15 protein-coding genes and 1 pseudogene are annotated in these 20,342 nt (G+C 62.7%); 6 read left to right on the top strand and 10 right to left on the bottom strand.

What is annotated here, in order from left to right:
- Positions 1 to 17: 17 nt before the first annotated feature.
- Complete coding sequence (gene cpaB, locus M5G18_RS27605) at positions 18 to 956, bottom strand: Flp pilus assembly protein CpaB (RefSeq protein ID WP_273899112.1); 939 nt, start codon at positions 954 to 956, stop codon at positions 18 to 20.
- Between the two features lie 338 nt (positions 957 to 1,294).
- On the opposite strand from cpaB, the gene M5G18_RS27600 reads away from it, so the two are divergent.
- The 3 genes from M5G18_RS27600 to M5G18_RS27590 all read left to right on the top strand — a co-directional run bounded on the left by M5G18_RS27600 (position 1,295) and on the right by M5G18_RS27590 (position 4,934).
- The gene (locus M5G18_RS27600; protein WP_273899111.1) at positions 1,295 to 1,495 is read left to right on the top strand and encodes a Flp family type IVb pilin; all 201 of its coding nucleotides are present in this window, start codon (positions 1,295 to 1,297) and stop codon (positions 1,493 to 1,495) included.
- Positions 1,496 to 1,581: 86 nt separating this feature from the next.
- Positions 1,582 to 1,989 (top strand): response regulator, encoded by a 408-nt coding sequence (locus M5G18_RS27595; RefSeq protein ID WP_273899110.1) that lies wholly within the window; start codon positions 1,582 to 1,584, stop codon positions 1,987 to 1,989.
- Between the two features lie 662 nt (positions 1,990 to 2,651).
- Positions 2,652 to 4,934, top strand: coding sequence for an autotransporter family protein (locus tag M5G18_RS27590; protein ID WP_273899109.1), 2,283 nt, complete (start codon positions 2,652 to 2,654; stop codon positions 4,932 to 4,934).
- Positions 4,935 to 4,951: 17 nt separating this feature from the next.
- Here the strand turns inward: M5G18_RS27590 and M5G18_RS27585 are convergent, their stop codons facing one another.
- The 4 genes from M5G18_RS27585 to M5G18_RS27570 form a co-directional block, all read right to left on the bottom strand.
- Positions 4,952 to 6,622, bottom strand: a complete 1,671-nt coding sequence (locus M5G18_RS27585) for a ShlB/FhaC/HecB family hemolysin secretion/activation protein (protein WP_273899108.1) — start codon at positions 6,620 to 6,622, stop codon at positions 4,952 to 4,954.
- A 135-nt stretch (positions 6,623 to 6,757) separates the two neighbouring features.
- Positions 6,758 to 8,272 (bottom strand): collagen-like triple helix repeat-containing protein, encoded by a 1,515-nt coding sequence (locus tag M5G18_RS27580; RefSeq protein ID WP_273899124.1) that lies wholly within the window; start codon positions 8,270 to 8,272, stop codon positions 6,758 to 6,760.
- A 318-nt stretch (positions 8,273 to 8,590) separates the two neighbouring features.
- Positions 8,591 to 9,445, bottom strand: coding sequence for a MaoC family dehydratase (locus M5G18_RS27575; protein WP_262159184.1), 855 nt, complete (start codon positions 9,443 to 9,445; stop codon positions 8,591 to 8,593).
- Between the two features lie 2 nt (positions 9,446 to 9,447).
- Positions 9,448 to 10,800: a 3-oxoacyl-ACP reductase gene (locus M5G18_RS27570; protein WP_273899107.1), complete on the bottom strand. Its 1,353-nt coding sequence runs from the start codon at positions 10,798 to 10,800 to the stop codon at positions 9,448 to 9,450.
- 177 nt (positions 10,801 to 10,977) lie between these two features.
- Between M5G18_RS27570 and M5G18_RS27565 the strand changes: the two genes are divergently transcribed.
- Entirely contained in the window at positions 10,978 to 12,255 is a 1,278-nt protein-coding gene (locus tag M5G18_RS27565; RefSeq protein WP_134333955.1) for an acetyl-CoA C-acetyltransferase, read from the top strand.
- A 217-nt stretch (positions 12,256 to 12,472) separates the two neighbouring features.
- Here the strand turns inward: M5G18_RS27565 and M5G18_RS29080 are convergent, their stop codons facing one another.
- Both M5G18_RS29080 and M5G18_RS29075 read right to left on the bottom strand, forming a co-directional pair.
- The gene (locus M5G18_RS29080) at positions 12,473 to 13,201 is read right to left on the bottom strand and encodes a methyl-accepting chemotaxis protein (protein ID WP_371320909.1); all 729 of its coding nucleotides are present in this window, start codon (positions 13,199 to 13,201) and stop codon (positions 12,473 to 12,475) included.
- A gap of 129 nt (positions 13,202 to 13,330) precedes the next feature.
- Positions 13,331 to 14,419, bottom strand: a pseudogene (locus M5G18_RS29075) (cache domain-containing protein); the annotation flags it as partial.
- Positions 14,420 to 14,862: 443 nt separating this feature from the next.
- On the opposite strand from M5G18_RS29075, the gene M5G18_RS27555 reads away from it, so the two are divergent.
- On the top strand, positions 14,863 to 15,759 hold the full coding sequence (locus tag M5G18_RS27555) for a PA4780 family RIO1-like protein kinase (protein ID WP_011332300.1): 897 nt from the start codon (positions 14,863 to 14,865) through the stop codon (positions 15,757 to 15,759).
- A 56-nt stretch (positions 15,760 to 15,815) separates the two neighbouring features.
- Entirely contained in the window at positions 15,816 to 17,033 is a 1,218-nt protein-coding gene (locus tag M5G18_RS27550) for an MFS transporter (protein ID WP_273899104.1), read from the top strand.
- On the opposite strand, the gene cueR is transcribed toward M5G18_RS27550, so the two are convergent.
- From cueR to M5G18_RS27535, 3 genes are all read right to left on the bottom strand, one after another.
- Entirely contained in the window at positions 16,987 to 17,400 is a 414-nt protein-coding gene (gene cueR / locus M5G18_RS27545; RefSeq protein ID WP_273899103.1) for a Cu(I)-responsive transcriptional regulator, read from the bottom strand. The two genes, M5G18_RS27550 and cueR, sit on opposite strands and share 47 nt — an antisense overlap.
- Positions 17,397 to 19,787, bottom strand: coding sequence for a heavy metal translocating P-type ATPase (locus M5G18_RS27540; protein ID WP_273899102.1), 2,391 nt, complete (start codon positions 19,785 to 19,787; stop codon positions 17,397 to 17,399). The genes cueR and M5G18_RS27540 overlap by 4 nt, the downstream gene beginning before the upstream one ends.
- Before the next feature lie 77 nt (positions 19,788 to 19,864).
- Positions 19,865 to 20,248: a hypothetical protein gene (locus M5G18_RS27535; RefSeq protein ID WP_273899101.1), complete on the bottom strand. Its 384-nt coding sequence runs from the start codon at positions 20,246 to 20,248 to the stop codon at positions 19,865 to 19,867.
- Positions 20,249 to 20,342: the final 94 nt, after the last annotated feature.

The raw sequence follows: 20,342 nt of genomic DNA, 5'->3' as shown, positions 1-20,342 counted from the left end.
GTGCGTCCTTGCTCGATTCAGGGGGTAGGTTCGACGGATTCGGTGCCGCGAATCACTTCCACGGCCGGTTTTCTGGGAGCGGTCTGACTGGCGACCGCCATGGGTTTGGGTGGCGGCGTCAACGACAGCTGGCTGAACTCGATCAGTTCGCGCCGAGGACTGTCGAGGCCGGCTGCAACGTTGTTGTCACCGGCCCAGTAGCGGGCCAGTTGCTGCTCGTCGGCACTGCGCACGGCCAGCCTCAGCACGCCGGCGCTGGAGGCCAGCATCAGGCGGTTGAGCAACGGTTCAGGCACCGCGAGCACCACGCTGCGGGCGGCGGCACGCAGTTGTTCCTGCTTGAGTTTTTCTTCTTCGCTGTGGGCGGGACTTGCAGGCTGGCCGCTGTTGGTCAGGCCCATCTGATTGCCCACACCCAGCACCCGCACGGCAGGCACCACCAGTTGGGCGGTCGGTTGCGGGTTGTTTTCATCCTTGCGCAAGAACAGCAGCACATCGACGTAATCCCCCGGCGCCAGTTGGCCGCCGGCATTGATCACTTCATCCACCGCCACCGCGAGTGCACGCTCGCCGGGACGGATCATCCGCGCCAGCGGGCTGCCGGCCTCAAAGCTTTCCTGGGTCAACCAGGTGCCGGCGCTCAGGGCGCGCCATGGCGTGCGGCCGATCACCTGATCGACGCTCGCCAGGCTGCCGGCGGGGGCGGTGCGCAGTTTTTCCACGGCGACGTCGGCGGCGGTGATGGTCACGAACGGAGCGATGTCGCGCACCAGCACCACTACCGGCTGGCGAGTCGGATCTTCCACCGGTGCCGGGGTGGCGACGGGGGTATCAGGGGTGGCAACCACGGGTTCGGCGGCCGGGGCCTGACGACTCAATGTGAGCCCCCAGTAACCGGCGATGATGGCACCCAGCAGCAAGATGCCGGCCAGGCCCAGAGTGACGCGACTGTTCATGACGGCTCTCCCTTTCCCGCTGCGCTATGTCCCCTGCAACAACCCGTGACTTCCAACGAGATAAATTCGCAAACAGGCAGCTATGAACCAGTAACTATTTCGCTATTTGACGGTAGCGCAGCCAGAACAAAACGCCATTACGCGGGCCGAAATATCCGCCGAAAGTAGGGGGCTAAAGCGCCAAACATGGTTTTTTGCCGTTGTTTGGGTCGCTACTACTTTGGTGTTAATCCGTTCTTACAGTTGTAGGTCCGGGTAATGCCGACAATGCTGATGCTGGCACGGGGAAATCATGTTGCGAACGCCGCAACACCCCATGCCTTCAAGGAGAATCAGTCATGTCCTTCGCAAAAAAAGCCGTGCAGACAATCAAATCCCAGGTCGCTTTCTACAAAGGTCTGGCCAAGGACACCGAAGGGGCATCCGGTATCGAATACGCGATCATTGCCGGGATGGTGGCGGTGGCGCTGGCGGCGTTCGTGACCCCCATTTCCACTGCTATTACCACAATGTTCAACGGCATCCTGGCCGCACTCTGAGACCTGTGATGTCTACGGTCGGCAACTTGCGAATGCGCCCAAGGGGTTCTAACGTCAGCGCTCAGTCCCTCGCAAGGTAATGCCTTATGTCTTCCTCCCAAACGCCCCGCCAACAGTTGCTTCTGGTCGATGACGAGGAGGACGCGTTGTTGGAGCTGGCGGAGTTGCTGGAGGGAGAGGGTTTTGTCTGTCATACCGCGACGTCGGTGAAGCTGGCCCTGCATCATTTGACCCGGCATCCGGATATTGCGCTGGTGATTACGGATCTGCGCATGCCGGAGGAGAGTGGCATGTCGTTGATCAAGCGGCTGCGGGAGCATACTTCGCGTCAGCATTTGCCGGTGATTGTGACTTCCGGGCATGCGGACATGGAGGATGTGAGTGACATGTTGCGGTTGCAGGTGCTGGATTTGTTTCGCAAGCCGATTTATCACGTTCGGTTGCTTGAGACGCTTGATAATTTGTTTCCCAAGCCTCGGGTTAATGTTTCCTGATCGTTGGGGCTTGGCGGCCTTTGGGCCGACCATGCTGTTGGGGGTTGGGTGAATATCCGTTGCTGCGGTAACGGCTTCTTGTGGTTTCGCCCTTACGGCGAGTCCCTTTTGGCAAACGCCCCAAAAGGAACCAAAAGGGCTTGCTCCTGCGTTCGGCCCGCTCGCTAAGGCTCGGGGTTCCTTCGCTCCGGGATTCATCCGGGGGGCATCGCCTACGGTTTGCTTCGCTGCACCTCCTCTCGATGTGTTTGGCTTCGCCAAACGGTCGCTGCGCTCCCACCCCCGAATGAATCCCTCCACTCAGCCTTCCGAAGTCGCCCGTGGGTCAAAAGCGGTGCTCGAGCTAACGCTCATCGTGTATTCGGTTTGGTTTGGTGTGTTTTATTGATTTTTTGGCGTCAGTTGTTTGGCTTTTTAGTGGTGTCGAAATGATGGCTCGTGTAGATTCCGCCGCGCCCGATCTTGTGTTGCTGACGGGTCGGTAGGGAGGCCTGTTTGATGCGTTGAGCCCTGCTGGAACATTTTTCGTTTTGGAAGGGACTCTCGTTTTGAATATTTTCTGTCTGCGCCGTTCGTTGCTGGCGCTGTCTGTGGCTGCGGCTTCTTTGCATCTCCCCACGGCTTTTGCTGCCAGTCTCAATCACGATTTGAGCGGCGGGTCGTTGACGAGCAGTCTTCAGACCTGGGATCAGATCAACCTTGTCGGTACCGGGGTGATTGCTCCCGTTGCGGCGCCGGGGATGACTTACGGTGCGCAGATCACGGGTTTGACGGCGTCGCTGGATGTGGTCAACAAGGGCGTGATCCAGATTGACGGCGCCACTCACGGCTACGGCATCCTGCTGGGCTCTGCCGGGGTTGTGCCGAGCACCATCGGTTTCAACCTTCAAAACCAGGGTTCGATCAAGATCAACGGTCTGGCCGGTTCAGGCAGTTCCACCGGTATTTCTGATATCGGCAGTACGCTGGGTGGCTCGTTGCTCAACGAGGGCCTTATCGAGGTCAGCGGGGCGCGGGCTGGCGGCGTGTCGCTGGTGCATACCACGCTGAACGGGGTATCCAACGATGGCACGATCAGTGTCAGCGGGACCGACGCGCTGGGGTTGTTTCTGGATGGTGCGACGCTCAAGGGCGCCCTGAACAACAACGGCACGATTCGCGCAACCGGGGCAAACGCCGAGGCCCTGACGCTGGAGGGTGTGAAATACAGTGCCCCGGCAGGAACGGGTACTTTCGCGCTGTTCAACCAGGGCACGATTTCCGGTGAGTCCATCGGTGTGCATGTCAGCGATCAGCCGGCCGGTGGCCTGCCATTCGTGATCTATCAGCTGGAAGGTCTGATCGAGGGTGGTCAGGCGGCGATTCAGGTGGATGACGGGGTCAGCTACTTTCACTTCAATGGCGGCCAGGTCAAAGGCGATCTGCTCGGGTTGTCCGGCGTTATCATCGACGGCGACGCGGTCTTCGACGGTTCGACCATCAAATCCGGTTACGTGACCATCGAGGACGGGACGCTGACGCTGGTGAGGCCGCACACCACGATCATCGGTGACTTCGACATGGAAGAGTCCGACTCGGTGCTGGAAATGTACCTGGGCAATGACACCAATCCGGCGTTGCCGGTGTTGAAGGTCACGGGCACTACCGATATCGCGCCGGGTGCGACGTTGCGTCTGTTGGCGCGTTCCAGTGATTTCCGGGTGACGCCGGGGGGTACGAAGTACACCCTGATCAGCTCGGGCAGTCTTGTCGGCGGCAATAACCTCACCGTGACGTCCACTTCTGCGCTGCTCGATGTGAAGAGTTTCGGGGTCGATGGCACTGACATCGCGACGGTGGTGACGACCAAGTCCGATGAAGTGCTGGCGCGAAACACCCTCGCGGCCGGTGGCAGTCGCAATGCGGCGACGGCAGTGGGGCGATTGTCGGCGGTGATGTCGCGGATCGATGAGCAGGATCCGGTGTTCCAGGCGTTCGCCAACGCCAGCACCGATGCGCAGCTGGCGCGGTTGTCCGAAACCCTCAGCCCGGATGTCAGCCGTGGGGTGATTCACGCTGCGACCAACAGTCAGACGCTGGTGTCGGGTGTCATCAATGATCGCTCCAGCCGTGCCCGCACTGCTGGGGTGTCGACGGACAAAGGTGTCTGGCTGCAAGCCTTGAGCAGCGATGCCAACCAGGATGAGCGTCGTGGTGTCAGTGGTTACGATGCCGACAGCCATGGCATCGCCGTGGGTGCCGATGGTCAGTTGAATGCCGATCTGGCGGTCGGTCTGGCGTACAGCTACCTCGACACCGATGTGAAATCCGATCGCGGCAGCAAGACCCAGGTCACCGGCCATGCGCTGACCCTGTACGGCAACTGGACCCACGACAACTGGTTTGTCGATTCGTCGCTGATGTACGGCTGGAGCGACAACGAGTCTCGCCGCTACATCGCCGGTACCCGCGCCAAGGGTGATTACGACAGCAACGTGTTCGGCGTCAGCGCGCTGGCCGGTTACACCGTGCACCTGATGCCGGATGTGGTGCTGGAGCCGCAGGTCGGGGCGCGTTACGCCAATGTGGGCATGGACAGCTATCGCGAGAAGGGCAGTTCGGCTTCGCTGAATGTCGGCAGTCAGCGTTATGAAGTGGGCGAAATGGGTGTCGGTGCACGTCTGGCCGCTGCGTTCGATGTGGGCACCGGCAGCCTGGAACCGGAAGCCAAGTTGATGGCCTGGCATGACGTCATTGGGGACAAGACCGGCACCACGTCGTCGTTCGTGCTGGGTGGCGATTCGTTCACCAGCCGTGGCACCACCCCGGTGCGTGACAGTTATGAACTGGGTCTGGGCGCCAACTATCGGATGGGCGCGTGGAGCGTTGGCGGGTCCTACAACTACGTGACCGCCAGCGGATTTGACGCTGACGGCTTCACGGCGAAAGTGCGCTACGCCTTCTGATTCAGCGGTCGATCGTGCTACAGCTGATAGCTGAAACTGATGCTGTAGCGCGGCCGACGATTGAAGGTGTCCAGCGCTTCATCCGACATCGCCTTGGCCGCTTCCAGGGCGATGTTGTAGTACTTCGCATCGCCAAATCTCAGACCAAACGCCGCCGATGACAGGTTGTTGGCCTGCACCGGCAATTCATTGAACCAGCTGCGTGAGCGGTCGAGCACGAAGTACGGTTGCAGGATGCGCACCCAGTTGCCATCGCGGTTGAAGCTGTAGTTGATCTCGTAAGCCACGCCCCAGCCCTTGTCGCCGGATGCCTGATCGTCGGGATAACCGCGACCGAAATTCTGCCCGCCGAACACCGCGCGCTCGCTGTCGGGCAGGGTGTCGCGGCTCCAGTACAACGCAGCCGACAGCACCCCTTGCCAGTTGTCGAAGAACTTGTCGCTCTGCACCCCGGAAAGGCGCACCCGAAAGAAGTCGAGGTCGATGGCGCTGTTGTTGGTGTGTGCGCCCAGGCTGTCGAAGCCTTGGTACACGCCGCCACTGAGAATGCGCAATTGGCGGGCATCGGCCTTGCGCCAGTCGCTTTCGAAGGCGAGGGCGCGGATGTCGGTGCGTTCTTCGACGCTCAGCGGGTAGCCGATCACGTTGTAGCGGGTCTTGTCGTTGACGGCGTACAGGCGCGATCCGGCGGTCAGCAACTCATCCGAGGCGGCAATCAGCGGCAGGGTGAAACCGAGCGAATAACGGTCGTTTTCGCGGTGCGGCTTGAGTTCCAGCCCGTTGTTCAACAGCACGTTGGTGCCGGGGTCGGCGCGGTAGCGTGAGGCCGACAGATTCAACTGCGCACCTTCGTCGTTGATGAACTGGTTGTAGTCCAGCCGGTAGTAATGCTCGTGATCATCCCCCGGTGGAAACAGCCCGCTGAGGCTCAACTGTTCGCCCATCGATGTTTGTGAATTGCTACTGACGCCGAGCAACGCCTGGGTGCCGTTACGGTTGTCTTCGGTGGTGCTCAGGGTGCTGGTGAACGGTTTGCGGCTGGCTTGGGCCACCAGCGTCGTGGCGCCATCGGTGGTGCCGGGCGGCGGCACCTGGGCCTGGATCGTCACGCCGGGAATGCGGGTCATCAGCGTGGTGTAGCGCTCGAACGTCTTGCGCGTCAGCGGGCGTTCCGCCTGGAGTTTGGCGGCCAACCGGTCGAGCAGGGCTTTGACCCGCCCGACGTCGCCGGCGATCTGCACGTCACGCACGTAACCTTCCACCAGCACCACGCGCGCCACACCGTCATCGAAGGTCTGCTGTGGCAGGAAGGCGTAGGACAGCAGATAACCGTCCTGCTGATAGCGACGGGTGATCGTGCGGGTGGCTTCGATCAGGTCGGCGAGGCTGCTCTCGCGGCCAATCAGGGGTTTGTAGATTTCGGCCAGTTCGTTCAGCGGGTAGAGCGTGCCGCCTTCGATCTGCACGGTCCTCAGGTTGATCTTCGTGCCCATCAGCAACGGCTGTGCGGCCGTGGCGCCGGGCTCCGGCACTTGCAGCGGCGCGGCGTTCGGCCGGTAAGCGTCGGCGGGCAGGTTCGGCACCGGCAGGTTGCGGATGGTTTCGTTGCTGTTGAGAAAGCTGGGCAGGGTGTCGGCGAGGGCGGTGGAACCGAGACTGAGCAACAGCAGGGATGCCATGACGCGCATAGGACACTCCATGTTCAAACCCGCAGCACGGGGCAGGGTTTCTCCTAAGAAAAAAGCGGAAGACTCGTGGGAATCTTCCGCCCTCAACCAAGCGTAGGCGCTGTAGGTAAGGCCGTCGAATCGGCCAGGTGCAAATCAGCGATTGCGACCGCCCAGGGCGCCGGTGAGGCCGCCGAGGACGCCACCCAGTCCGCCGCCAGCCCCGGTGGTGGTGCCACCGTTGACCAGTCCGCCGACCGCAGTGACCGTGTTGCCCACCGTGGTGACGGTATTGCCGACCGCCGCCACGACCGGGTTGTTGTTGGTGCCGGCGAGGGTGTTGCCCAGATTGCTGACGGCGCCGCCGACCTGACTGGTGAGACCCGCGACCGGAGAGCCGAGCCCGGTGGCGGCGCCGACATTCTGGGTCAGGCTGGTGACCGCAGTGGTAACCGGTGCAAGTCCCGCACCCACGTTGTTGCCCAGGGTGGCCAGGGGAGTGGTCGGGCTGGTGATCGGTGATCCCGAGCCGCCGAGCACGGTGTTGAGCGAGGCCACGGTATTGCCCGCCGCTGCCAGAACACCACCCGGTGCGGCGAGGCTGCCATTGCCGTTGCTCAACCCGGCGCCGACGTTCACGACTGCGCCGCCGACGGTTTGCAGCAAGCCATTGTTGCCCAGTCCGCCACCGACGCCCGTTCCCGAACCGGTGCCGTTGGCGACCAGTCCACCGGCCTTGCCCACAGCGGTGCCGACATTGCTCAAGGCACCGCCGACGGTGTTGGTCAGGGCGTTGCCGTTGCCGGCATCCGTGACCTTGTCACCCACACCGTCGACCGTGCTGCCGACTTTCTGCAGCAGGCCGTTCACGGGAGCACCCAGGCCCGTGGCACTGCCGAGTTTGTCCGTGGTGCTTTCGACCATGGCAATCACCGGCACCAGTTTGCTGCCCACTTCTTTGGTAACCGAGCCGAGCGGGCCGGTGGTGGTAGCGGTGCTGAGCGTGTCGCCGAGCATGGTGACTTTTTCACCGACTCCGTTGAGCAGTGGAGCGACTTTGGTCACCACGCCGCCGACCACTGGAACGCTGCCGGTGGCAGTCGCCAGTTTGCCGCTCAGGTCGGACACGCCGTTGCCCACATCCTGGACCACGCCGCCGACTGCCGAAGCGGTGACGCCCAGGCCATTGTCGGTGGTCGCCAGTTTGCCGATGCCGTTGGCCACGCCGTCGCCCAGCGTAGTCACTACGTTGCCGGCAGTCCGGGCCGCGCTTTGCACCACGCCGCCAACGACCGGCACGCCGCTCAGGGAGTCACCGACCTGGCCGACGCCATCGCCGACGCCGCTGACGGTAGTGCCGACGTCCTGCACCAGTGTGGTGGTGACCAGAGGCGTCGGTGTACTCGGATTGGTCGGGTTGGTTGGATCGGTAGGGTCTGTCGGATTGGTAGGATTGGTCGGATCCGTGGTGCCGCCAGTGCCGCCCGTTCCTGCCGTTCCACCACTGGCGCCGGTGCCGCTGGAACCACCGGTGCCGGCGGTGGAGCTGTCTGGAGAGGAACTGCCGGAGCTGCTGTGATGACCGCCGCCGCCACTGCTGCAACCGGCCAGACCGAGGGAGAGAATAAGGGCCAGTGCTGTTGCCGATTTGCACCACGCCTGGGCTTTCATGTGGGTTTTCATGAGGGTTATTCCTTGCACCTGTCACAACGTTCGTTGACTTCGACGGCTCGCCGGTTCTGTTGCCGGCAATGCCTTCGTCCGTTGTGTTCATATCAATCGCAAGGCTGGATGCACGCCATTCTCAAGTTGGTATTAACGCCTTTATGCAGGTGGCTGCGAGTGCCGCCTAACGACTAATACCGAGGATATAGGCGCGCAAAAAAAAGCCTTGAAAATCAAGGCTGGTTTTTGGCGAAGAAGATGTTCGCGGCGCGGGAAAACTTAAGTGATATATACACAATTGATCAGGTTTTCCCGGCTTCGATGTCAGGCCACCGGCTGCCAGTTGCCCACCATGTGCTCCAGATCCCCGGCGCCGATCAGGCGCAACTCACCGCTGGAACCGGCAGCGCTGGCGAACAGGCTCACCTCGCTCGGCAGGCGCACCGGTTTGCGAAAGTGCACGGTGACCTCAAGGTTGGCCTTGGGCAGATGATCCGCCAGTGCCGCCAGGGTGCGGGCCTTGTTCCACAGACCGTGGGCAATAGCGGTGGGGAAGCCAAACAACTTGGCGCTGGCCGCACTCAGGTGGATCGGGTTGTAGTCGCCGGAGACTTTGGCGTACTGCCGGCCGATGTCCGTCGGCGCCTTCCATTGCGCCACTTGTGCGAGGGGCAGCGTCGGCTCCCAGGTCTGTTCGACCGGTTCGCCTTCGAGCTTCACGCCGCGACAGAGCATCCGGCTTTCGGCTTCCCACAACGGGCCGAGTTGATCGTCGAGGGTGGTCAGCAGATCGAAGGTCGCGCCCTTCGGATGCGGTTGCAGGTTATGCACCCGGACGCTGACTTGTGCACGACTGATCCCGCCCATTGGCCGCAATACGCGGATGCGGTTGCTCAGATGAATCAGCCCCAGCAGCGGGAACGGAAACTCCTTGGCCGTCAGCAATTGCATCTGCAGGGCGAACGCCAGGATATGCGGATAGGTCGGCGGCAGCAGGCCGTCATCGGCGAAACCGCAGACCTTGCGATACGCCGCCAGACGTTTGCCATCCACCTCGACGGCGCAACGCAAACCGCTGTCGGGCAGGGTGGTGCCGGTGATTTTGCGCCGGGTCGCCGCCCGGGCATACAGCCCCGGCAGGCTCGGCTCGTGGTGCAGCGTTTGCCATTCGATGGTCATGTTCAGGCCCCCAGAACGCTTTGGCCGCACACCCGCAAGGCTTGCCCAGTGAACGCGCCGGTGCCCGGCTGGGCCAGCCAGGCCACGGCTTCGGCGACGTCTTGCGGCAGGCCACCCTGGCCCAGCGAACTCATGCGCCGCCCGGCTTCACGCAGGCCGAACGGGATGTGCGCGGTCATCTGGGTCTCGATGAAACCGGGCGCCACGGCGTTGATGCTGATGCCGCGTTCCAGCAGCGTCGGCGCCCAGGCCTGGGCCAGGCCGATCAGCCCGGCCTTGCTCGCCGCGTAATTGGTCTGCCCGCGATTGCCGGCGATGCCGCTGATCGACGCCAGCAGAATCACCCGGGCGTTATCGCGCAAGGTGCCGCTGTCGAGCAGGGCCTTGGTCAGCACTTGCGGTGCGTTGAGATTGACCGCCAACACCGCGTCCCAGAACTCGGGCGTCATGTTGGCCAGGGTCTTGTCGCGGGTGATGCCGGCGTTGTGCACCAGAATGTCGAGGCCGTCCGGCAGTTGTTCGATCAGTTGCGCAGCGGCGTCTTCGGCGCAGATGTCGAGGGTGATGGCGCGTCCGCCGAGGCGAGCGGCCAGGGCTTCGAGATCGGTTTTCGCGGGCGGCACGTCGAGCAGGATCACCTCGGCGCCGTCACGGGCCAGGGTTTCGGCGATGGAAGCACCGATGCCCCGCGCCGCGCCGGTGACCAGCGCCTTGCGTCCGGCCAGCGGGCGCGTCCAGTCGGTAACTTGAGTGGCGCAAGCCGTCAGACGAATCACTTGTCCGGAGACGAAGGCGCTTTTCGGCGAGAGGAAAAACCGCAGCGGTCCTTCGAGCTGATCCTCGGCGCCTTCGCCGACGTAGATCAGTTGCAGCGTGCCGCCGCTGCGCAGTTCCTTGGCCAATGAGCGGGAGAAGCCTTCGAGCGCGCGCTGCGCACTGGCGGCAAACGGTTCGCGCAGGGTTTCCGGGGCGCGGCCGAGAATCACCAGATGCGCGCTGCTGTCGAGATTCTTCATCAGCGGCTGGAAGAATTCGCGCAGCTGCTTGAGCTGGTCGGTGTGCTGCAAATCGCTGGCGTCGAACACCACGGCCTTGAGTTTCGGGCCGTGGCCGGGAATCCATTGGGTAGCGCTCGCCGGCTGGTCGCCGTAGCGGTAGATCGCGTCGGTCAGGCGATTGGCGAAGGTGCTGACCCGCTCGGCCAGCGGCCCGCCGCCGATCAGCAGCGCACCGTCTACCGGCCGCAGGCGCCCGGCCTGCCAGCGTTCCAGCCGCACCGGCGACGGCAGGCCCAGGGCCCCGACCAGGCGGTGGCCGATGGACGAGTTGGCGAAGTCGATATAGCGGTCAGACATGGAACGCTCTCCAGAAGATGGGGTTCAAAGTGTGGACTGCGAAGGGCAATCAATCGTTCGATCCACGCAATAAGGCCTACGCTAGAACAGCAGAGTAGTTTGCCCTCGGCGCTTTTGTGGCCCGACCGGGTTTTCAGCGCTCGATTTTCAGACCGGATATTTCACAAGGAGCATTTCATGAGTCAGCTGCGCCGCGTCGCGATCATTGGTGGCAACCGCATTCCGTTTGCCCGTTCCAACGGGCCGTATGCCACCGCGAGCAATCAGGTGATGCTCACCGCCGCCCTCGAAGGCCTGATCGAACGCTACAACCTGCACGGCCAGCGCATCGGCGAAGTGGTCGCAGGGGCGGTGCTGAAATTGTCACGGGATATGAACCTGACCCGCGAATGCGTGCTCGGCTCGCGCCTGTCACCGGCGACTCCGGCCTACGACATTCAGCAGGCCTGCGGCACCGGCCTGGAAGCGGCGTTGCTGGTGGCGAACAAGATCGCCCTCGGCCAGATCGATTGCGGCATCGCCGGCGGCGTCGACACCACGTCTGATGCGCCGATCAGCGTCAGCGAAGGCCTGCGTAAGATCCTTCTGCAAGCCAACCGCGCCAAGACCACCGGCGACAAGCTCAAGACCTTTCTGCAATTGCGCCCGAAACACCTGATCCCCGAATTCCCGCGCAATGGTGAACCGCGCACTGGCCTGTCGATGGGCGAGCACTGCGAATTGATGGCGCAGACCTGGAACATCCCCCGCGAAGAACAGGATCAACTGGCCTTTGAAAGCCACCACAAACTGGCGGCGTCCTACAGCGAAGGCTGGCACAACGACCTGATGACCCCGTTCCTCGGCCTGACCCGCGACAACAACCTGCGCCCCGACCTGACCCTGGAAAAGCTCGCGACCCTGAAACCGGCCTTCGAGAAAAGCGCCAAGGGCACGCTGACCGCCGGCAACTCCACGCCACTGACCGATGGCGCGTCGGTGGTGTTGCTGGGCAGTGAGGAGTGGGCCAAGGAACGTGGTCTGCCAATCCTTGCGTACCTGCGGGACGGCGAAGCGGCGGCGGTGGATTTCGTCAACGGTGCCGAAGGACTTTTGATGGCGCCGGTTTACGCGGTGCCACGCTTGCTGGCGCGCAATGGGCTGACCTTGCAGGACTTCGACTACTACGAAATCCACGAGGCATTTGCCGCGCAAGTGTTGTGCACGTTGAAGGCCTGGGAAGATCCGGAGTACTGCAAGACCCGGCTGGGGCTGGATGCGCCGTTGGGCTCGATTGATCGCAGCCGCCTGAACGTCAAGGGCAGCTCGCTGGCGGCGGGGCATCCGTTTGCTGCGACGGGCGGGCGGATTGTGGCGAATTTGGCGAAGTTGCTGGATGCGGCGGGGCAGGGGCGGGGGTTGATTTCGATTTGTGCGGCGGGGGGGCAGGGTGTGACTGCCATCGTCGAGCGCTAGAGGAGCAAAAAGCTTTCCCTCACCCCAGCCCTCTCCCGGAGGGAGAGGGAGCCGACCGAGTTGTCTGGCGTTATACATCGACCTGAAAGATTAGAGTCGATTATGGATTCAACAACGCTCGTTCAGGTCGGCGTAGTTCTCAAGCATCCCCCAATCAGTCCCCTCTCCCCCCGGGAGAGGGCTAGGGTGAGGGGGCTTTTCAGGGCTCCCCCCAATCTCAAGTCCGGAACCTGCGCACCAACCCATCCAGCTCATTCGACAACCCCGCCAGACTCTGCGAATCCAGCCGCGCCGAATTCGCCAGCTCCGCCACCAACTGCGCATCACCATGAATCTGGCTGATATGCCGATTGATGTCCTCAGCCACCTGATGCTGCTCTTCCGCCGCCGTCGCGATCTGCGTGTTCATGTCACGAATCACATCCACCGACTCACGAATCTGACCAAAGCTCTCCCGTGCCTCGCCAATCCGTGCCACCGATTGCTGCGAAACATCAAGACTGGCGCGCATCTGCTGGGTCACCGCGCTGGTACGTTTGGCCAGGTTGCCCAGCAGCCCGTCGATTTCCGCCGTGGAATCCGCCGTGCGTTTGGCCAGTGCGCGAACCTCATCGGCCACCACCGCAAAACCACGCCCCTGCTCACCGGCCCGCGCCGCTTCGATGGCCGCGTTGAGTGCCAGCAGGTTGGTCTGTTCGGCGATGGAACGGATGGTGCCGAGGATCGACTGGATGTCGTTGCTGTCGCGTTCCAGTTGTTGCATCGACTGCGCCGACTGCTCCAGTTCCTGGCTCAGTTGGTCGACGCTGTGAACCGCCGCATCGATTTGCTGCTGACCTTCGCGGGCCTGACGCTGGCCGCTGTCGGCCGACTCCGCCGCCTGGCTGCACGAGCGGGCGACTTCGTTGGCGGTGGCGACCATTTCGTGGAACGCGGTCGAGACCATGTCCACCGCTTCGCGCTGGCGCCCGGCGGCTTCGGCCATGTCGCCGGAAACCCGGGTCGAGCTCTGCGAAGTGGCGAGGATTTTCCCGGCCGCGCCGCCGATGTGCTGGATCAGGCTGCGGATCGCCGTGAGGAACTGGTTGAACCAGTTGGCCAGTTGCGCGGTTTCGTCGCTGCCACGGATGTCGAGGTTCTTGGTCAGGTCGCCTTCGCCCTGGGCGATGCCTTCCAGACCGCTGGCCACGCTGCGGATCGGCCGCACTATGAGGCTGGCGAAACTGGCGCCGACCACCGCGAAGAACACCGCCAGTACGGCCGCGATGATCGCGATCAGCCAGGTCAGTTGAGTGGCCGAGCTCATCACGTCGTTCTGTTTGATCAGGCCGATGAAGGTCCAGCCCAGTTGTTCCGACGGCCAGACGTTGGCCATGTAACGTTCGCCGTTGAGCTCGACTTCCACCAGCCCTTTGCCGGCCTTGGCCAGTTGCGCGTAGCCCTCGCCTAGGCTGTCGAGCGGCTTGAAGTTGTGCTCCGGCTGTTTGGGGTCGACCAGCACCGTGCCGCTGTTTTCCAGCAGCATCAGGTAACCGCTTTCACCCAGTTTGATCTGTTTGACGATCTCGGTGAGCTGCTTGAGCGTCACGTCGATACTGACCACGCCGCCGTTGCTGCCGAGCTTGTTGTCGATGGTGCGCACGGTGCTGACATAGGTCGCATCGTCCTGCGCCCAGTAATAGGCGGCAGTGCGGAACGGCTTGCCGGGCTTGGCCTGGGCGGCCTTGTACCACGGGCGCTGACGCGGGTCGTAGTTGCTCAGCTTGGGATCGTCGGGCCAGGAAACGTAGCCGCCGGCAGCGGTGCCGACGATCGCGTAGGCGTAGGCCGGATGACTGTTGCCCAGGTCCTGCAGAAAGGCGAAGACCTTCTTGTCCATCTCGCCCTGCGGAATGCTTTCGGCGTTGGCGCTCATGTAGGTCTTGAGGCTGTCGTCGGTGTTCTTGATCAGCGGTTGCGTCGCCAGGTAATCAACGTTCTGGCTGATGCCGTCAAAGAAAAGCTGCATGGCGTTGCTGACCTGACGGATCTCGCGCCCGCTGCTGTCGACAAAATCGTCCCGGGCATCGCTGCGCAGGTTCAGTACCACCAGCGTGGCGACCAGCACCACGGGCAAGCAGGCGATGATTGCAAACGCCCAGGTCAACTTCTGTTTGATGTTCATCCGCGCTCCAGATTTTCTTGTAGGCCCACGCAGTGCAGATGACTCGCGGTTATTGGCAGCCGAAAAACGTTGTTTTCCACCCGTTTCCTTGAGTGCGACATCGAAGTTTTTTTTTGGAACGATTGTCGGACAAATTCCTCTGTCTCTGAGGAATTCGGCTGCCGGAGGGGGAAATTGAGGCCGCAAGAGAAAATTCTTACGAGCTGCGTGCAGCGGGATGTCAGATTCTGTCGCAAATGCCCTCAAGTGCTGTCGCCAACAACTTCGACAGCCTCGGCTATGATTCGCAGCGGTCGATAAAGCGGCGGATCGGCCCGGTTTATCCGGCACAGTGTGTGCATCCACAGGTTCACAGGTCGGCAACCCCTCCCCGTGATGCGAGGATTGCCGTATAACGAATGACATTCGCGTGTTTGGTAATAAAGGACCCACAATAAAAGCTGATGAAGACTCCAAAACGCATTGAACCCCTGATCGAGGACGGTCTGGTCGACGAAGTGCTGCGCCCACTCATGAGTGGCAAAGAAGCAGCTGTTTATGTGGTGCGCTGCGGCAATCAGTTACGTTGCGCAAAGGTCTACAAGGAGGCGAACAAACGCAGTTTCCGCCAGGCGGCCGAGTATCAGGAAGGCCGCAAGGTTCGCAACAGCCGACAGGCCCGGGCGATGGCCAAGGGTTCCAAGTTCGGGCGCAAGGAAGCCGAAGACGCCTGGCAGAACGCCGAGGTCGCGGCGCTGTTCCGCCTGGCCAACGCCGGGGTGCGAGTGCCCAAGCCGTACGACTTCCTCGAAGGCGTGCTGCTGATGGAACTGGTGGCCGACGAATACGGCGATGCCGCGCCGCGTCTGAACGACGTGGTGCTGGAACCGGATCAGGCCCGCGAATATCACGCGTTCCTGATTTCGCAGATCGTGCTGATGTTGTGTACCGGTCTGGTGCACGGTGACCTCTCGGAGTTCAACGTGCTGCTGACGCCGACCGGGCCGGTCATCATCGACCTGCCGCAAGCGGTGGACGCCGCCGGCAACAACCACGCGTTCAGCATGCTCGAGCGTGACGTCGGCAACATGGCTTCGTACTTCGGCCGGTTCGCCCCGGAGTTGAAGAAGACCAAATACGCTAAGGAAATGTGGGCGTTGTACGAAGCGGGTACGTTGCACCCGGCCAGCGTGCTGACCGGCGAGTTCGACGATCCCGAGGACCTGGCCGATGTCGGCGGGGTGCTGCGCGAGATCGAAGCGGCGCGTCTGGATGAGGAGCGCAAGCAAGCCATCCGCGCGGCGGACGACGAGCCCAAGGGCAAGTCCGACGAACCGCCTCCGCCACCGTGGATGCAGTGAGCATCTGAAAAAGAAAACCCGGCTTCGGCCGGGTTTTACACATTCAAGGATTGATTGTGACCACCACTTCCCGCAATGCCCGGCTGATCATCACGGCCCGGCTGATTTCCGATTTCGGCGCGTTCCTCAACATGGTTGCGCTGGCCACTTATGTCTATCTGCTGAGCAACAGCGCGATGAGCGTGGGGATTTTTCTCGCCAGTCGGGTGGGCGGCGGGATTTTCGCCAGCCTGATCGGCACCGCGTTTTATCGTCGATGCAGTGGCCGTCTGCCGTTGATTGCGTTCGATCTGCTGCGCGCCGCTGTGCTCGGGCTGTTGCTCATCGTGCCGGTCAGTCAGCAGGCGTTGTTGCTGCCGCTGATCGCGTTCGGTCTGGGCTTTGGCAATTCGATGTTCGCCATCGGCCTCAACAGCCAGTTGCCGCGCTTGATCGAGCCGGCGCAGTTGCTCAAGACCAATGCCTGGATCACGTCCGCCTCGTCCATGGCGATGGTCGGCGGCAGTCTGGTGTCCGGGTTGCTGGTCGCGGGGTTTGGTTTTGAAACGGTGTTTGCGCTGAATGCGCTGACCTATCTGCTGGCGGCAGTGTTGATTGCGCCGCTGCGGTTCAGCGCGCCGGAGCCAGTGGCTGAATCCAGCGCTAAACAGGGTGAATGGTCGGCATTGTTGCAAGGCCTGCGTAGCGCTCCGGTGGTGGCCGCGATGTTGGCTATCACGATGGCCGACACCTTGGGCAGCGCTGCTCATAACGTCGGATTCCCGATCATTTCCAAACTGCTCACGCCGGATTCCGCCAGCACCACGCTGGGCCTGATGCTCGCGGTCTGGGCCGCCGGCAAGCTGCTCGGCGCGCGGATCGCCAGTCGCCTCAATGGCTCGGAAAACATCCATCTGGAGCGCCGCTATTTCGGTGGCGTGCTGCTGATGTCCTGCGGTTTCATCCTGATGTTCCAGCAGCACAGCGTCGTCGGTCTGTTGCTGTTTTCGCTGCCGGCCGGACTGGGCGACGGTTTCTCGGAAGTCGGCCTGATGTCACGGCTGCAACGGGAACCGGAGCCGCTGCGCCTGCCGATTTTCAGTTTCCTGACGCTGTTGCAGATGACCGGGTTTGGCGTCGGCATGCTGATCGCCGCACCGTTCTATGAGTGGTGGGCGCCGGGTGCCGTGGTGTTGCTGTTCCACGGCATTCCCCTCGCCACAGTGCTGTCGATGAAAGTCCTGTTGCTCAGGCGCGAACGGGTTGCGCGCAGCAGCCCGACGCCAGTTCCTTGAGGATCGGGCAGTCCGGGCGATGGTCGCCGTGGCAATGCTCGACCAGATCCTGCAGGGTGTCGCGCAGTTCGCCGAGTTCGCGGATCTTCTGATTCAGCTCGTCGATGTGCTGGCGTGCCAGGGCCTTCACATCGGCGCTGGCGCGCTGGCGATCCTGCCAGAGGGTCAGCAGCTTGCCGACCTCCTCCAGCGAAAAGCCCAGGTCCCGCGAACGCTTGATGAATGCCAGCGTGTGCAGGTCATCGTCGCCGTAGACGCGATAGCCGCTGTCGGTGCGATGGGCAGCCTTGAGCAGACCGATCGACTCGTAATAACGGATCATCTTCGCGCTCAGGCCACTGTGACGGGCCGCTTGGCCGATGTTCATCGGTTGTCCTCCAGATCCTCGGGTTTCCAGGTTTTCAACAGTAGCGCATTGCTCACCACGCTGACGCTCGACAGGGCCATCGCCGCACCGGCCAGCACCGGATTGAGGAAGCCGAACGCCGCCAGCGGAATGCCGATCAGGTTGTAGACGAAGGCCCAGAACAGGTTCTGGCGGATCTTCGCGTAGGTCTTGCGGCTGATTTCCAGTGCGGCCGGCACCAGCCGTGGATCGCCGCGCATCAGGGTGATGCCGGCGGCGTGCATGGCCACGTCGGTGCCACCGCCCATGGCGATGCCGATGTCCGCGGCGGCCAGCGCCGGTGCGTCGTTGATGCCGTCGCCCACCATGGCCACGACCCCGGTTTTCTTCAGCTCGGCGACAGTGGCAGCCTTTTCCGCCGGCAACACTTCGGCGTGGACGTTTTCGATGCCCAGCGCTTCGGCAACCACCCGGGCGCTGCCGCGGTTGTCGCCGGTCAGCAGGTGGCTGTGGATGTGCTGCGCCGCCAGTTGTTGCACCGCGTGCAGCGCGCCGGGCTTGAGGGTGTCGCCGAAGGCGAACAGCCCGAGTACGCGGGGCTGCGGACTTTGCTCGATCAACCACGACAGCGTGCGACCTTCGGTTTCCCAGGCCTTGGCGGATTCGCTCAGGTTTCCGGCGTTCAGACCGCTTTCTTCCAGCAAGCGCCGGTTGCCCAGCGCCAGGCGCCGGCCGTCGAGGCTGCCGGCGATGCCGCGCCCGGTCAGGGACTGGCTGTCGCCCACATCCGGTACGTTCAGGCTCCGTTCGGCACAGGCATCCAGCACGGCTTTGGCCAGTGGATGTTCGCTACCGCGTTGCAGCGCGCCGGCCGCTGTCAGCAGGGCGCTTTCGTCACCGTCGATTGCGCTGAAATGCGCAATGCGCGGCGTGCCAGAAGTCAGGGTGCCGGTCTTGTCGAATACCACGGCGCTGACTTCATGGGCACGTTCCAGTGCCTCGGCGTCCTTGATCAGAATCCCGTGACGGGCGGCGACGCCGGTGCCGGCCATGATCGCGGTCGGTGTCGCCAGACCGAGGGCACACGGGCAGGCGATCACCAGCACCGCGACGGCATTGATCAACGCGGTTTCCAGCGGTGCGCCGTACAGCCACCAGCCGATCAGCGTGGCAAGGGCCAGCAGCAACACGGTCGGCACGAACACCTGACTGACTTTATCCACCAGTTTCTGGATCGGTGCCTTCGCTGCCTGAGCGTCCTCCACCAGACGGATGATCCGCGCCAGCACGCTTTCCGCGCCAAGCGCCGTGGTGCTTACCAGCAAGCGGCCTTCGCCGTTGATCGCACCGCCGGTGACCTTGTCGCCCGGTTGTTTGGGCACTGGCAGGCTTTCGCCGCTGATCAGCGCTTCATCGGCGTGGCTGTGGCCCTCCAGCACTTCGCCGTCCACCGGGAAGCGTTCGCCGGGTTTGACCAATACGAGGTCACCGAGGCGCAGGGCGCTGATGGCGACGTCCTGTTCGCGGCCATCGATGACTTGAATCGCCCGCTCCGGTCGCAAGGCTTCCAGTGCGCGGATGGCGCTGGCGGTCTGGCGTTTGGCGCGGCTTTCCAGGTATTTGCCGAGCAGCACCAGCGCGATGACCACCGCCGAGGCCTCGAAATACAGGTGCGGCATGCGCCCGGCAGCGGTCGCCCATTCATAGAGACTCAGGCCATAACCGGCGCTGGTGCCCAACGCCACCAGCAAGTCCATGTTGCCGGCGCCGGCGCGCACGGCTTTCCACGCGGCCACATAAAAACGCGCGCCGAAGATGAATTGCACCGGGGTCGCGAGGGCGAACTGCGCCCAGGCCGGGAGCATCCAGTGAATGCCGAACGGTTGCAGCAGCATCGGCAGCACCAGCGGCAAGGCGAGGGCGATGGCGCAGATCAGCGCCCAGCGTTCATGGTTCAGGCGTTTTTGGCGATTGTCTGTCTGGTGTTCAAGTTCGAAGAGACTGGCCGAATAACCGGCCTTGCTCACGGCGGCGATCAGGGTTTGCGGGTCGACCGCGCCGAGCAATTCGAGGTGGGCGCGTTCATTGGCGAGGTTGACGCTGACGCTTTTCACCCCCGGCACTTTGCTCAGGGCGCGTTCGACGCGTCCGACGCAGGACGCGCAGGTCATGCCGTCGATGTTCAATTCCATGGTTTGCTGCGGCACGCTGTAACCGGCGCGCTCAACCGCTTCCATCAGTGCCGGCAGGCTGTCGCCAGGGGCCTGCACCCGGGCCTGTTCGGTGGCGAGGTTGACGCTGACAGCACTGGCGCCGCTGACTTTGCTCAGCGCCCGCTCGACACGGCCGGCGCAACTGGCGCAGGTCATGCCGCTGATGGGCAGATCGAACGTGATGGAATCGGACATCGGTCGTACTCCCTGTAGTGGATGCCTACAGGATCAACCTTGCCATGCTGGCAAGGTCAAGCGCCAATCCGAAAGCGTCAGTAACCGAGGCCGGTCGGCTTGAGGTACATGCCTTCCGCATTCATCGCGATGCGGAATTTCAGGATGTCGCCGGCATGCAGTCTGATCTCCTGCGAACCCGGTGCGAGCATGCCCGGGTTGCAGCCCGGCATTTGTCCCGGCAGCAGTTTCAGGCGCAGCGAGACATTGCCCGGCGGCAGGTTGAACGAAGTGCTTTGCTCCTGGAACAGGCGCGCCGACAGTTGATCCTGGATGTACACGCCGATTTCGCACGAGGTCGCAACTTCCAGTCGCTCGCGGGAAATGATCAGCACCCCGTAATCTTCCCCGGCGGCATGCACCGAAGGGATCGCGGCAAAGAGGCTGAGAAAGCCAAACAGGCTGAAAGCTGACCAGCGCATGGCTGAATCTCCTGAATTCATGTCATTGATGCATGCAGCTTGGCCGAGCGCGGCGACGATTGCCAGCCCGGCAGTTTTTTGCAGAACTTGACCT

Source organism: Pseudomonas aphyarum, from assembly GCF_028657055.1.
GTDB classification, from domain to species: Bacteria; Pseudomonadota; Gammaproteobacteria; order Pseudomonadales; family Pseudomonadaceae; genus Aquipseudomonas; species Aquipseudomonas aphyarum.
The sequence above is the reverse complement of the archived record's forward strand: the minus strand, read 5'-3'. Positions and strand labels throughout refer to the sequence as shown.

Bases quoted from the DNA above. Each gene is read 5' to 3' on its own strand.
- cpaB (WP_273899112.1), bottom strand. From the start codon at position 956: ATGAACAGTCGCGTCACTCTGGGCCTGGCCGGCATCTTGCTGCTGGGT.
- M5G18_RS27600 (WP_273899111.1), top strand. From the start codon at position 1,295: ATGTCCTTCGCAAAAAAAGCCGTGCAGACAATCAAATCCCAGGTCGCT.
- M5G18_RS27595 (WP_273899110.1), top strand. From the start codon at position 1,582: ATGTCTTCCTCCCAAACGCCCCGCCAACAGTTGCTTCTGGTCGATGAC.
- M5G18_RS27585 (WP_273899108.1), bottom strand. From the start codon at position 6,622: ATGCGCGTCATGGCATCCCTGCTGTTGCTCAGTCTCGGTTCCACCGCC.
- M5G18_RS27580 (WP_273899124.1), bottom strand. From the start codon at position 8,272: ATGAAAGCCCAGGCGTGGTGCAAATCGGCAACAGCACTGGCCCTTATT.
- M5G18_RS27575 (WP_262159184.1), bottom strand. From the start codon at position 9,445: ATGACCATCGAATGGCAAACGCTGCACCACGAGCCGAGCCTGCCGGGG.
- M5G18_RS27570 (WP_273899107.1), bottom strand. From the start codon at position 10,800: ATGTCTGACCGCTATATCGACTTCGCCAACTCGTCCATCGGCCACCGC.
- M5G18_RS27565 (WP_134333955.1), top strand. From the start codon at position 10,978: ATGAGTCAGCTGCGCCGCGTCGCGATCATTGGTGGCAACCGCATTCCG.
- M5G18_RS29080 (WP_371320909.1), bottom strand. From the start codon at position 13,201: ATGGTCTCGACCGCGTTCCACGAAATGGTCGCCACCGCCAACGAAGTC.
- M5G18_RS27555 (WP_011332300.1), top strand. From the start codon at position 14,863: ATGAAGACTCCAAAACGCATTGAACCCCTGATCGAGGACGGTCTGGTC.
- cueR (WP_273899103.1), bottom strand. From the start codon at position 17,400: ATGAACATCGGCCAAGCGGCCCGTCACAGTGGCCTGAGCGCGAAGATG.
- M5G18_RS27540 (WP_273899102.1), bottom strand. From the start codon at position 19,787: ATGTCCGATTCCATCACGTTCGATCTGCCCATCAGCGGCATGACCTGC.
- M5G18_RS27535 (WP_273899101.1), bottom strand. From the start codon at position 20,248: ATGCGCTGGTCAGCTTTCAGCCTGTTTGGCTTTCTCAGCCTCTTTGCC.